This is a genomic window from Pseudomonas cichorii (assembly GCF_015471405.1).
GTDB lineage: Bacteria > Pseudomonadota > Gammaproteobacteria > Pseudomonadales > Pseudomonadaceae > Aquipseudomonas > Aquipseudomonas serbiensis.
On the sequence record NZ_BLVZ01000007.1, the window covers coordinates 293041 to 305560 of the forward strand.

General features: G+C 54.9%; 12 protein-coding genes. 6 read left to right on the forward strand and 6 right to left on the reverse strand.

Annotated features, from left to right (window positions below):
- The first annotated feature begins 359 nt into the window (after positions 1-359).
- Both JL015_RS13220 and JL015_RS13225 read left to right on the forward strand, forming a co-directional pair.
- Complete coding sequence (locus JL015_RS13220; protein ID WP_201018755.1) at positions 360-2243, forward strand: methyl-accepting chemotaxis protein; 1884 nt, start codon at positions 360-362, stop codon at positions 2241-2243.
- A gap of 202 nt (positions 2244-2445) precedes the next feature.
- Entirely contained in the window at positions 2446-2913 is a 468-nt protein-coding gene (locus tag JL015_RS13225) for a hypothetical protein (protein ID WP_201005866.1), read from the forward strand.
- Here JL015_RS13225 and yacG read toward each other — a convergent pair.
- The 5 genes from yacG to pilB are packed head-to-tail and all read right to left on the reverse strand — an operon-like array spanning position 2907 to position 7524.
- Positions 2907-3116 carry a DNA gyrase inhibitor YacG gene (gene yacG, locus JL015_RS13230; RefSeq protein ID WP_095067745.1) on the reverse strand — a complete coding sequence of 70 codons (210 nt, stop codon included), beginning with the start codon at positions 3114-3116 and terminating at the stop codon, positions 2907-2909. The genes JL015_RS13225 and yacG overlap by 7 nt on opposite strands.
- Positions 3113-3736, reverse strand: a complete 624-nt coding sequence (coaE, locus tag JL015_RS13235; protein WP_201018756.1) for a dephospho-CoA kinase — start codon at positions 3734-3736, stop codon at positions 3113-3115. The genes yacG and coaE overlap by 4 nt, the downstream gene beginning before the upstream one ends.
- The gene (locus JL015_RS13240; protein ID WP_201018757.1) at positions 3733-4605 is read right to left on the reverse strand and encodes a prepilin peptidase; all 873 of its coding nucleotides are present in this window, start codon (positions 4603-4605) and stop codon (positions 3733-3735) included. Before JL015_RS13240 ends, coaE begins: the two co-directional genes overlap by 4 nt.
- Position 4606: 1 nt before the next feature.
- A complete protein-coding gene (locus JL015_RS13245; protein ID WP_201005863.1) occupies positions 4607-5824 on the reverse strand; it encodes a type II secretion system F family protein in 1218 nt (405 codons plus the stop codon).
- 2 nt (positions 5825-5826) lie between these two features.
- On the reverse strand, positions 5827-7524 hold the full coding sequence (gene pilB / locus JL015_RS13250; RefSeq protein ID WP_201018758.1) for a type IV-A pilus assembly ATPase PilB: 1698 nt from the start codon (positions 7522-7524) through the stop codon (positions 5827-5829).
- A gap of 226 nt (positions 7525-7750) precedes the next feature.
- On the opposite strand from pilB, the gene JL015_RS13255 reads away from it, so the two are divergent.
- Both JL015_RS13255 and JL015_RS13260 read left to right on the forward strand, forming a co-directional pair.
- Complete coding sequence (locus JL015_RS13255; RefSeq protein WP_201018759.1) at positions 7751-8143, forward strand: pilin; 393 nt, start codon at positions 7751-7753, stop codon at positions 8141-8143.
- 35 nt (positions 8144-8178) lie between these two features.
- Entirely contained in the window at positions 8179-9618 is a 1440-nt protein-coding gene (locus JL015_RS13260; RefSeq protein ID WP_201018810.1) for an O-antigen ligase family protein, read from the forward strand.
- 6 nt (positions 9619-9624) lie between these two features.
- On the opposite strand, the gene JL015_RS13265 is transcribed toward JL015_RS13260, so the two are convergent.
- Positions 9625-10173, reverse strand: coding sequence for a DUF1523 family protein (locus JL015_RS13265; RefSeq protein ID WP_201018760.1), 549 nt, complete (start codon positions 10171-10173; stop codon positions 9625-9627).
- Positions 10174-10295: 122 nt separating this feature from the next.
- Between JL015_RS13265 and JL015_RS13270 the strand changes: the two genes are divergently transcribed.
- Positions 10296-11294: an ATP-grasp domain-containing protein gene (locus JL015_RS13270; protein ID WP_201018761.1), complete on the forward strand. Its 999-nt coding sequence runs from the start codon at positions 10296-10298 to the stop codon at positions 11292-11294.
- A gap of 52 nt (positions 11295-11346) precedes the next feature.
- Complete coding sequence (locus tag JL015_RS13275) at positions 11347-12483, forward strand: trypsin-like peptidase domain-containing protein (protein ID WP_201018762.1); 1137 nt, start codon at positions 11347-11349, stop codon at positions 12481-12483.
- The last annotated feature ends 37 nt before the right edge of the window (positions 12484-12520 follow it).

A 12520-nucleotide genomic window follows, 5' to 3' on the forward strand; every position in this document is an offset into this window, starting at 1 on the left:
CAAACCTGTTCTGTAGGAGGCCTGAGATGGCTAAGCTTGCATTGTTCCTGATCGGTTTTTTGATTCTGACCATCGGCATTGGTCTGCTTGGCACCATTTCTCCTGTCTAAGCGGGGGAATTCCGGGACGGCGCCGGGTGTGATGTAAAAGAGATTATCTGCATGCCAATCACCTGTAACAGGCAGATTCTGTCGCTGATGAATATATTCTGTCGTGCATGGGCATGATTTTTCGTATTCATGAAATAGATAGTCACAAATAGGCGAAGTGTAAAAAGTCTGTGCAATCAAACGTTTGATTGCACATAGCCATTATCCTGTTTACGATCAATCTTCTTTCTAAACGCACGGAGCGACTTGATGAAGATTGTCCATAAAGCTGGCCTGGCTGCGGCTTTCGTACTGTTCTGTACCACCAGTTTGTTGTCGGTGACGCAGGTCAGCAAGGTTCGTGACTCTCTTCACAAGCAGGTTTCGGCAAGCATTGCCGAGTCGAGCAATACATTGGCCAGGCAGATCGAGAACTGGCTGAACTCCAAGCTCAAGCTCATGGATCTGCTGAGCCAGAATATCGACAGCAATTACAGCGCCGAGAACCTTCAGCACTTGATTGGCAGCCCGCTGCTCAAGGATGAGTTCATTCTGGTTTTTGGTGCCTTGCAGAGCGATGGCAAGCCGATCAAGAACCTGGACTCCTGGAAACCAAAACCTGAATGGGATGGCCGCACGCGCCCTTGGTATGCAACTGGCAAGGCGACCGGGCAGGCAGTGCTCACCGAGCCCTATGTCGACTCCACAACCGGAGAGACGCTGATTTCTGCCGTTACGCCGCTGCGCAATGCCGGCGAGTTTCTTGGCGTGATCGGCGGAGATGTCCGGTTGAAAAGCGTATCCGATGCGATTAACACCATGGACTTCAATGGTGCCGGTTACGCTTTTCTGATGAGTAGTAGCGGCAACATCATTTCTCACCCGAACAGCGGGTTGAATGGCAAGAGCTACAGCGAGCTGTTCGAGGGCAAGAGCCCGGTTCTGGAAAACAGGCTGCAACCGGTCAGCGCCTCAGGCAAGGACCTGCTGGTGTCTTTCACTCCGCTGTCCAACCTCAAGGGCATGAACTGGTACATCGGCGTTGTACTGGATAACAGTATCGTCATGGCTGAGGCCAACAGCCTGAGCTGGCGAGCTGCGATTGCAACTTTGCTGGGCGTTCTCATCAGTCTGATTGTGTTGGGTGCTCTGATGAAGCGCTTGCTCAAGCCGCTTGATCTCTTGCATACCTCCTTGCGTGAAATGAATAACGGTGAAGGTGACCTGACACGTCGTCTGCCTGATTCCGGCAATGATGAAATTGCCCTGCTGTCCCGCGAATTCAATCGCTTCATGGAGAGCCTGCAAACCTTGATCGTTCAGGTTATGGGCAGCTCGAAGCAGGTTCACGAAAGCACCAACCGGACTTCCGGCGAAGCCAATCAGGCCGATGGCCGCCTGCAACGACAATTGCAGGAACTCGATCAACTGGCTACGGCGATGCAGGAGATGGCTTCCACTGCCGAAGAGGTGGCGCGTAACGCTCAGGCTGCGGCTCAGGCGGCGCTCTCTGCCAATGAAGAAGTCGACAGTGGTGTGCGTGTGGTGTCGCGTTCGACCGATGCGATCAAGAGTCTGGCTGTGGAAATGGATGAGGCCAGCCAGGCGATTACCGAGCTGGCCAGGCTCAGCCAGAATATCGAATCGATTCTGTCGGTGATCAACAGCATTGCCGAGCAGACCAACCTGTTGGCCTTGAACGCAGCAATCGAAGCAGCGCGTGCGGGTGAGTCCGGGCGTGGTTTTGCGGTGGTTGCCGATGAAGTTCGCTCGCTGGCGTCGCGTACTCAGCAATCGACCCAGGAAATTCGTCAGATGATCGATCAGTTGCAGACCGGCGTTAAACAAGCCGAGTCGCGTATGCAACTGAACCGCGACAGTGCCAGCAAGACCGCTGAAGAGGCGGGTGCGGCCAATGAAATGCTGACGGATATCCGTCAGGCAATCATCCGCATCAATGACATGAACATGCAGATCGCCACTGCCGCAGAACAGCAGAGCGCGACCACTGAAGAGATCAACCTCAATACCACCAATATCCGCGACATCAGCCATGAAGTTGCGGCCAGCGCCGAAGTTCAGGTACGTCAATGTGCTTTGATGGTGGAGCAGGTGGATCAGCAGGATCGCTTGCTGAGACGCTTCAATGTCTGAGTTTTTTAGAGTCGTGATGTCAAAAAACGGGTAGTTTGGCTCACAACCCGTGGGAGGGGCCTTGGCCGCGACAGCCAGTTTGAAGGCGATGAAAATGTGTTGCCTTCAAGCGGGTCGTCGCGGCCAAGGCCCTTCCCGCTTTATGAGGCATGTCTGTGAAAGCATTCATGCCCACTGTCACTCATGCTCAAGGACTCGCACATTGAAATTTTTGCCCATCCTGCTTCTGGCTTTATTGCCACTGACCGCCCAGGCTTTGCAAGTCGGTGACCAGCTGACGCCGTGGACGCTGCTCGACCAGCACGATCAGCCTTATACCCTGAACAACCAGACCCAGACGCTATTGGTCGCTCGCAGCATGGATGCGGCCAAACTGGTCAACGTTGCGCTCAAGGACAAGCCCAAGGGCTTTCTGGAGTCTCGGCAAACCGTGTTTTTGGCCGATATCCAGAAGATGCCCAGTGTGATTGCCAGCCTGTTTGCGATCCCCAAGATGCGTAACTATTCCTACCGCGTCATCCTAGACCGTGATGCGCGCGTCGTACCACAATATGCTGGCGATGAAGACAAGGTGCTGTGGTTGCAATTGCGAGACGGGCAGCTGGTTAGCCAGCAGCAGTTCAGCAGTGCCGAGCAGTTACTGTCGGCACTTGATCGACAAGGTCAGTGATCGCGTAGCGGTCGGTCAAGATCGCCGGAGAACAGCTCGTCTTCGGCATCCGGGCTGACCGGAATCGCATGTTCTTCGGATGCCCATGCGCCCAGGTCGATCAGCTTGCAGCGATCTGAGCAGAACGGGCGGGCCGGACTGGCGGCGCTCCATTCCACCGGGGCGCCACAGGTCGGGCATTGGACGGTTGTTGGTTGGCTCACGATTGGCCTCCGGGCAAAGTAAGAAAAAAGTGATGCAGCCGCTCGACTTCGCTTTTCAGCCACGCCGGGTCGCGATCATTGGTCAGCACATTGTCGGCATGTCGCAGCCGCTCTTCGCGTTGCGCCTGGACCTTCAGAATGGCCTGGACCTGCTCCTGGCTGGAGCCGTCACGCTGCATGGTGCGTTCTATTTGCAGGTTTTCGGGAGCATCGATCACCAGAATCCGCTGCACCATCTTGTATTGCCCTGACTCGATCAGCAGCGGTGAAACCAGAATCGCGTAAGGCGATTGAGCCTGAGCCAGATAGCTGACGATCTCCTGATTGATCAGCGGATGCAGCAAGGCTTCCAGCCAGCGTCGTTCTTCAGGGTGCTGGAAAATCCGCGCACGCAGAGCGCCACGATCAAGTTCGCCACTGGCTTGAAGCACGTCAGCGCCGAAGTGTTCGGCAATCTGCGCCAGTGCCGGACGTCCGGGTTCGACCACCCAACGTGCGACATGGTCGGCATCCACGGTATGGACACCCAGGTCGATAAAGCACTGTGCCGCTGCACTTTTACCGCTACCGATGCCGCCGGTCAGGCCAAGAATCCAGGGTTTGAAAGCAGGGTTGGTCATTTGAAACCGGCAAACTGCAAATAGGAGTCGGTTATTTGACCACCCCAGAGCAAAGCGATCCACCCCGCGATGGCCAGATAAGGACCGAAGGGAATCGGTGTTCCCGCCTCGACCTGGCGAATGCGCATCAGGATCACGCCCAGCACAGCGCCCACCAGCGACGATAAAAGGATCGTCAACGGCAGAATCTGCCAGCCGCCCCAGGCCCCGAGCATGCCGAGCAACTTGAAGTCACCGTAACCCATGCCTTCTTTGCCTGTGAGCAATTTGAACAGCCAGAACACCGACCATAGCGCCAGATAGCCGGCCACCGCTCCCCACATGGCATCGCTGAGGGAGCTGAACAAGCCGAAGGCATTGACGATAAGCCCCAGCCATAACAATGGCAGCACCAGAGAGTCCGGCAGCAACTGGTGATCGGCATCGATCAGGCTCATGGCCAACAAACCCCAGCTCAGCACCAGCATCGCCGCAGCCTGCCAGCCAAAACCGAAATGCCAGGCGATATAGCCTGACACTATCCCGCAGGCCAGCTCGACCAGCGGGTAGCGCTTGCTGATCGGAGCCTTGCAGTTCGAGCATTTTCCGCCAAGGGCCAGATAACTGATGACCGGCAGGTTTTCCCACGGACGAATCCGATGGTTGCATTGCGTGCAACTGGAATGCGGAAGGATCAGGTTGAAGGTGTCCGGCTTGGGTTCGGCGGGCAAGCCAAGTACTTCCCGGGCCTGAATCTTCCAGTCGCGCTCCATCATCTTGGGCAGTCGATAAACCACCACATTGAGGAAGCTCCCAACCAACAGGCCTAAAACAAAAGTGGAAATAACGAAGGCCAGCACGGAGCTGGCCAGGAAATCGAGGAGAGTCATGTCAGACGACGTTTCCGAGTTTGAAGATAGGCAAGTACATGGCAAGCACCAGACCACCCACGATAACGCCGAGTACTGCCATGATCATCGGCTCCATCAGGCTGGTCAGGCTGTCGACCATATTGTCTACCTCGTCCTCATAGTAAGTCGCAACCTTGTCGAGCATGGAATCCAGAGCACCGGACTCTTCTCCAATAGCAGTCATTTGAATGGCCAGGCTCGGGAAGACATTCACTGAGCGCATGGAGAAGTTCAACTGCATACCGGTTGAAACGTCTTGCTTGATCTTGTTGACCGCATTCTTGAACACCACATTGCCGGTTGCGCCAGCCACGGAGTCCAGCGCTTCCACCAGTGGAACACCAGCAGCAAAAGTTGTTGCCAGGGTTCGTGAATAACGAGCTACCGACGATTTGAAAATCAACGGCCCTATGATCGGGACTTTCAGCAGGAATCTATCGATACGGTCGCGAAAGTTCTGAGACTGCTTATAGGCTCGTTTGAACATGAAAAAGCTGACAATAAAAAGACCGACGATGGCCAGCCACCAATTTTGCACAATCTCTGATAGCCCGATGACCATCAAGGTAAAGGCGGGTAATTCAGCGTTAAAACCTGCAAATACCGACTGAAATTGCGGAACGACCTTGATCAGCAAAATACCCGAAACAATCACCGCTACAACCATGACCGCGATAGGGTAGGTCATTGCCTTCTTGATCTTGGACTTGAGTGCTTCGGTTTTTTCCTTATAGGTCGCAACTCGATCCAACAGACTTTCAAGCGCACCGGCCTGCTCACCGGCATCCACCAGGTTGCAGTACAGATCGTCGAAGTACTCGGGCTTTTGCCGCAAGGCCGTTGCCAGGCTGTTACCCGCCGATACTTCCTGCTTCAGGAAGTCCACCAGTGCGCGCATGTTCGGATTTTCGGCACCTTCGCTGATGATGTCGAACGATTGCAGCAGTGGAACTCCCGCTTTCATCATCGTTGCCATTTGCCGTGAGAAAAAGGCGATATCCAGCGGTTTGATCTTCTTGCCGTTACCGAATATCGAGACGGACTTTTTACGTACCTTGGTTGGGTTGATACCTTGCTTGCGCAGTTGGGCCTTGATGAGCGCCGGATTATGGCCGCTCAGCTCCCCACTCATTTTCGAGCCTTTCTTGTCCAGGCCTTCCCACGTGTAAACAGTGACTTTGACTGCCTTGCTAGCCATGTTTAATCCTTGGTCACGCGGTTGACTTCTTCAAGACTGGTAATGCCCTGCATGGCTTTGTGCAAGCCTGAAGTGCGCAAGTCATTGAAGCCGTCCTTGCGCATCTGTTTTGAAATGTCCAATGCGTTGCCTTCTTCCATGATGATGCGTTCCAGCTCCGGTGTTTTCTTGACCACTTCGTAAATACCGACCCGGCCTCTATAGCCGCCATTACAGTGATCGCAGCCAACAGGCCCATAGATCTTGAACTTGCCGATTTCCGATTCCGGGAAGCCTTCCTTGAGCAGTGTTTCCCGTGGCACATCGATCTCTTTCTTGCAATGAGGGCAGAGTTTACGGGCCAGTCGCTGGGCAATGATCAGGTTGATGGCCGTGGCAATGTTAAAGGCCGCGACCCCCATATGATGCAGTCGAGTCAGTGTTTCCGCTGCGCTATTGGTGTGCAGGGTAGAGAGCACCATATGGCCGGTCTGCGAAGCCTTGATGGCGATTTCGGCGGTTTCCAGATCGCGGATCTCACCCACCATGATCACGTCCGGGTCCTGACGCAGAAAGGCCCGCAGCGCCTGGGAAAAGTCCATGCCCTGGCGCGGGTTGACGTTGACCTGATTAATGCCTTCCAGGTTGATCTCCACCGGGTCTTCTGCGGTAGAGATATTGATATCCACGGTATTGAGGATATTCAGGCCGGTATAGAGCGAAACGGTTTTACCCGAGCCGGTGGGGCCGGTGACCAGGATCATCCCTTGCGGTTGCTTTAGAGCTTCCAGATAAAGAGCCTTTTGCTCCGGCTCATACCCCAGCGCATCAATGCCCATCTGTGCGCTGGTGGGGTCGAGGATCCGCATCACGATCTTTTCGCCCCACAGCGTCGGCAGGGTGTTCATACGAAAATCGATGGCCTTGCTTTTGGATACGCGCAGTTTGACCCGACCATCCTGAGGTTTGCGCCGCTCCGAGATATCCAGGCTGGCCATGACTTTCAGGCGTGCGGCAATCCGGCTGGCCAGATGTATAGGTGGCCTGGCGGCCTCGTGCAAAATGCCATCGGTACGAAAGCGCACGCGAAAGACCTTTTCATAAGGCTCGAAGTGCAAGTCTGAAGAGCCCATACGTATGGCATCCATCAGCATCTTGTTGACGAAGCGCACGACTGGCGCGTCGTCGGCATCGTCTTTCCCGGATATCGAGGTTTCTTTGGTGTTCTCGGCCTGTTCGATATCCAGTCCCAGGTCGACATCGGCCATTTCCCCCAGGCCCATACCTGTGTCGAACAGCTTTTCAATGGCATCGCTGAGCTTGTCGTCTTCGACCAGAATCGCTTCGGTATTGAGGCCTGTACTGAACTGGATATCGGTAACGGCCTGATGGTTGGTGGGGTCCGATACGCCCACGAACAGCTTGTTGCCGCGTCGCCATAAAGGCAGTGCATGGTGCTGGCGTACCAGCTTTTCACTGACCAGGCCTTTGGGCTGGCTTTCCTTGTCCAGGCAGTTGAGGTCAAGGAAGGGGACACCGAACTGATCGGATGCCAGCTCTGCCAGTACCAGACTTTTGACCAGCTTGTTCTGCACCAGATAGCTGACCAGCGAAATCTTGTCGCGCCGTGCCTGTTGGTAAGCCTGCTGCGCAGTTTTTTCAGTAAGAAGCTCGGCTTCGACCAATTGCTTGGCCAGACCGGTGAGGACGACATCAGACATAAAACCACCAGACACAGACAGTGTGAGGTTTATAGCGCAGTCGGGCTTTGCTGCCAAATGGCAGTATGGGATGTGACGAAAATTGTCAGTTTCTGATGATTTCGGTGGTCGCAAAGAGCGCTTATGGTTGATTTTGGTCAATCAATTGTGCGGTATCTGGATTTGGCATGGCCTGTGCTTTTATTCCTGCAAGGCACCACCTCATTGACGCCTTGGAGATGTATCCATGCAAACACAAAAAGGTTTTACGCTGATCGAGCTGATGATCGTGGTTGCGATTGTCGGTATTCTGGCCGCAGTAGCCATTCCGTCCTATCAAAATTACACCTTGCGCGCGCAGGCCTCTGCTCTGCTCGCGACGCTGGACTCCGCCAAGATTGCGGTAGCAGAGAACTGGAGCAATGGCCTCACTGGCACTGCTCTTTGTGGTACGGGGGCTACTGCTATTACAGGCTGCTCAGGCAGTGGTACATTAACGGCTACCCGTTCTCCTGTTACCGTTATCCTGGCTCCAACACCACCTCCTACTACTGGTGCTGGAAGCGTAGGCGGAAGTATCACTTGGACATGTACTGTTAGCCCGACGAACGCCTCTCCTGCAACATGTACCGGCTCGTAATAGCTTGAAAGAAAGGCGCTTCGGCGCCTTTTTTGATGTCGGAGGTCTGGAGTCTCCAAGTGTTATCTACAGCAAAAAACCATATTTTTTTCTTCTTCTGTTGCATCACGCTTTTTATCTGCGCTGGCACCTTTGAGTTTTCCGGCCACAACTTCCAGAGACTGGCACAGTTTCTTATTGGCACCCTCTCCGTATTGACCCTTTGTCTGTATTCGATCAAGGGTTTGAATGCCAGTGTGTTTCAATCTGGTATCAAGGCTGTTTTTTCATGTGTGTTGCTGGGTGGAGTCATTTCCAGCCTGACAGCCCATCAACCCCTCTGGGCATTGATCGAGTTATCGGTCTTGTTGCTGTGTTGCGCCATCGCCAGTGCATTTGCCCAACAGCGACGAATTCATGGTGCTCAGCTTGATCGGTTTTTCATTGGTTTCGCTGTCTTCATTTGTTCTATCAAAACACTTCAGTTTCTTTCGGCAACTGCTGCAGCCTTCCTCAGCTTTCCCTCTTCGCTGGACACAGACCTGCTGTTGGAAGGTTTTTCCAACAAGCGTTTCTATGGCCAGTTTCAGACGTTCACCTTACCGTTGCTTGCATTGCCACTGCTTCTTGTTTCGGCACGGCGCTCTATCAAGGTCTCAATCTTTGTCTTGCTGAGCCTCTGGTGGATGATCGCCGTGACTGGTGGTACGCGAGGTACATGGCTGGGTATGGGAACTGCCGTGATCGTAGCTTCTTGTCTCGGACGTGCTGGCCGCTACTGGGCAGGCTGGCAACTGGCAGCCGCTTTTGTGGGGGTATTGCAGTTTCTTCTTCTTTTCAGTCTGTTACCGGCCTGGCTGGGCATTGAAGTCGCCAACTTTGCAGGTGAGCGGCTGAATACTTCGCTGTCTGCCCGTGAGCTTTTGTGGCAGCAGGCATGGACCATGATCAAGGAGCGTCCGCTGCTGGGTTTTGGGCCGATGCATTTTGCTGATATCTGGAACCCGTATGGCGCGCATCCGCATCAGGCGATCCTGCAGTGGGCAAGCGAGTGGGGAATACCTTCCGCATTGTGCGTCGCCGGGCTGGCTTTGTATGGAGGCGTGGTCACAGGGCTCTTGTTACTCAAGCAGGCTCACTCTCTAGAGCCTGTCGATCTGCTACGGCTTTGCCTGTTCGCAAGTCTGGTTGGTGCGCTGACACAGGCGATGGTCGATGGTGTCATTGTCATGCCGTACTCGCAGTTATGGCTGGCAATCATTGTTGGCTGGTTATTGGCCCTGCATGAATGGCAGGTCACACCGGCTTCGCGCAACCTGATTCTTGATCGGTTATGGATGGCCTGTCTCGTTCTGGCAACAGGCCTGATTTTCTATACGATCGTTCGCGACTTTCCCTATCTTGAGACTCTTCAGCAGCAGTCCGGGCAGAGTTTTGGAGGTCCTTCTCTGCCTCGTTTCTGGCTGCGGGGGAGCATCGCGCATCCCCCCGAATAAATTCGCCTAACCTCTCACAACCCCATCCACACGCGGCTGCTTGCGAAACCGGCGCTTGACCACAATCACCACGACCAGCACCAGCAGAATCAGCACGCTGAAGAAGATCGCGTTGAAGATCGGGAACGGTTGGTCGCGGTTGCTGGTAATTTCGATCTCGGTGATGTTGGGGAACATCGACAGGATCTGGATGCGCCAGCCGTAGTAGCGGATCAGTGCCAGTTGCTGCGAGTCACGGGAATAGCCCTGGGCCTTGGCCTGGATATCTGCCGAGTCGAACTTGAAGTACCACGGGAAGCTCCAGCCGGTGTCTTCGTTGCGGTAGACCACGACTTTCTTGGTGTCCGGGTCTTCGGTGTTGATGAAGTAGACATCGCGGGTCGGGCCGTCGGCCACGTTGTCGGCGTTGATCACGCCGTCTGCGTCCATTCTTTTTACTTCCACACCCGTGACCATCACGACATCATGACGCGGCAAGACGTAGTAGAGGCTGAGTGCGCCGATCCCGAATGCAACGAAAACCAAAAGCCAAATCGACCGCTTGAGCCACTTCATGTCATTGTCCCCTAGTGAAAAATGGCGTGACTTTGCCCTAATCCGAACATTTTGAAGCAAAACAGTTATTACAAAATTCGACAAAGCTGCTTAGAAAGCTGCTTTGTCTTCTGGAGAGTCACATGATTTGGTTCCTTGAAGGGCAGTCCAGCCAACGCGAAGTCATCATGGGCGCGCGTGATGCCTTGCCGGCATCGGTGCGGATTATCGCTTCCCATCGCCAGGATCGCTCGGAAATTACCGGGCAGGCCGACGTTGCCTTGCAGGAGCCCCGCAATAACGCTGAGCGCATTGACTGGGTTCTTGAGACGGCCCGTGAACTGGGTGTCAAAGTCATTATCGCCGGGCGTGTCGGCAGTTTTTATGAGGCGCATCGTGAGCGTTTCGTGGCCGAGGGTTTTGACCTGGTTACCGGCGGTACCAGCATGCAGACCTTTCTCAATGTAGACGACAAAAGCCTTTTTACTGCCGCCGCCGAGCAGGCCGGGCTGGCCTGCATACCGGGGATCAGTGCAAACAATACCGAAGAATTGCTGGCAGCCTACGAAACACTGTCCCGCACAGGTGAGGTCTGCATCAAGCCGACGGTAGGAATTTTCGGGCATGGTTTCTGGCGCTTCAAGGCCGGTGTCGATGACTTCCGTTGCTTCGCCAATCCTGACGCTCGGGAAACCAGCTTCGAGGCTTATCTGAACGCCTATCGCCAATCGGATGACAGGCCGCCCATGCTGCTCATGCCGTATATGCCGGGCAGTGAATGTTCGGTGGATATGGTCTGTGAGCATGGCAAGGCCGTGGCCTTCGTCGGTCGGCGCAAGCAGGGCATGAACCAGACTTTCGAGCGCGACAGCGAAGCTGTCCGGCTGGCCGTGCAGGCGGCCGAGCATTTTGGCTGCGACGGCCTGATCAACGTGCAGACTCGTGACGATGCCGACGGCAAGCCGCACCTGCTTGAAATCAATCCTCGCTACTCGGGCGGTATTGGTTACACACGGGAAACGGGTGTCAATCTGCCGGGAATTTTCGCAACTCGTCGGCTTGGGCTGAAAGAACCGGAAACACATTGGCTGGATAATATCCGGGTCAAGGCGATAACCGTGGCTGTACTGGCTTCGGTTTGATCGGGATAATAGTTTTTTGCTATTAAATTGCTCTTATCAGGGAGGATTGGGCATGAAAGTGTTGGCACCGGGCGCAAATACAGCAATTGCGAATGCACATTGCACGTGGTTGCTGGAAAGCGGAAAGGCTTCGGTATTCGGCGAATACGTCGCGGTAGCCTTGCTGCCGGTTGACGAAAAACGTCAGCCCAAGGGCGAACCGGCATTGCTGCACCGCGAACAGAACTGGATGGAGTGGAGCGACGGACCAGAACGTGTCGGTTGCTCGCTCAAGCTGGATCGCCTGCCCGCTGGCAGTGATCGTGTTCTGGTGATGGTTTACGTCTATGCCGCCACCGGGCCAATTCGCGATATTTCCAGCTTGCGACTGGTGATCGACAAGGAAATCGAAGTCCAGGCAGATCTGCGGGACAACGGTGAGGCTTCGATCATCATCGGTGAGTTTTACCAGCGTAACGATCAATGGAAGTTTCGAGCGCTGCATGAAGGTTCTGCCTACGGACTGGCAGCGTTTGGACGCAAGATAGGCCTGGACGTCAATGATCATCATCCTCGGCGCAGTTCCATCAACTCTCCGGGCGGTCATCATCAGTCGGCTACAGGCACCGCGTTTGTGGTCGGGCCTTCCCATGTGATGACGTGTGCCCATGTCATTGAAGACATGAGCGTGCTGTATATCAGTTCGCTGGAAGGGCGCTTCAAGGTCGAGCCAGTGGTGGTCGATCGTCGAAACGACATCGCATTGCTGCGGGTGCAAGGTGCTTCGCCGCTCAAGCCGGTCACGTTTCGTGAGGGGCAGGGTGCCGAGCCGGGCGATACGGTGGTGGCGCTGGGTTATCCACTGGCTTCGATTTCCGGTGGTAGCCTGCAAGTGACTCAAGGCGGGATATCCGGCCTGTTCGGCTTGCACAGCGATGCCAGCCTGTTTCAGTTCACGGCGCCCATTCAGCCGGGCTCCAGTGGCAGTCCACTGTTCGACAACGGTGGCGCGGTTATCGGGATGGTGACCTCAAGTGTGCCGGATGCACAGAACATGAATTTCGCGGTGAAGTCGGCATTGCTTCTGTCTTTTCTGGAAGCCTGTCGCGTAACGGCATCCCATGCCCGTCCCGAGAGGGCGTACACCACGACTGAAATTACACGCTCTGCCCAGTCGGCGCTCTGGCTTCTTGAGGCCTCGCGCGCATAACGACCGCTTCCCTTCGGGATACGGGGCAGGCGCCAGG

Bases quoted from the DNA above. Each gene is read 5' to 3' on its own strand.
- JL015_RS13220 (WP_201018755.1), top strand. From the start codon at position 360: ATGAAGATTGTCCATAAAGCTGGCCTGGCTGCGGCTTTCGTACTGTTC.
- coaE (WP_201018756.1), bottom strand. From the start codon at position 3,736: ATGACCAACCCTGCTTTCAAACCCTGGATTCTTGGCCTGACCGGCGGC.
- JL015_RS13240 (WP_201018757.1), bottom strand. From the start codon at position 4,605: ATGACTCTCCTCGATTTCCTGGCCAGCTCCGTGCTGGCCTTCGTTATT.
- JL015_RS13245 (WP_201005863.1), bottom strand. From the start codon at position 5,824: ATGGCTAGCAAGGCAGTCAAAGTCACTGTTTACACGTGGGAAGGCCTG.
- pilB (WP_201018758.1), bottom strand. From the start codon at position 7,524: ATGTCTGATGTCGTCCTCACCGGTCTGGCCAAGCAATTGGTCGAAGCC.
- JL015_RS13255 (WP_201018759.1), top strand. From the start codon at position 7,751: ATGCAAACACAAAAAGGTTTTACGCTGATCGAGCTGATGATCGTGGTT.
- JL015_RS13260 (WP_201018810.1), top strand. From the start codon at position 8,179: ATGTCGGAGGTCTGGAGTCTCCAAGTGTTATCTACAGCAAAAAACCAT.
- JL015_RS13265 (WP_201018760.1), bottom strand. From the start codon at position 10,173: ATGAAGTGGCTCAAGCGGTCGATTTGGCTTTTGGTTTTCGTTGCATTC.
- JL015_RS13270 (WP_201018761.1), top strand. From the start codon at position 10,296: ATGATTTGGTTCCTTGAAGGGCAGTCCAGCCAACGCGAAGTCATCATG.
- JL015_RS13275 (WP_201018762.1), top strand. From the start codon at position 11,347: ATGAAAGTGTTGGCACCGGGCGCAAATACAGCAATTGCGAATGCACAT.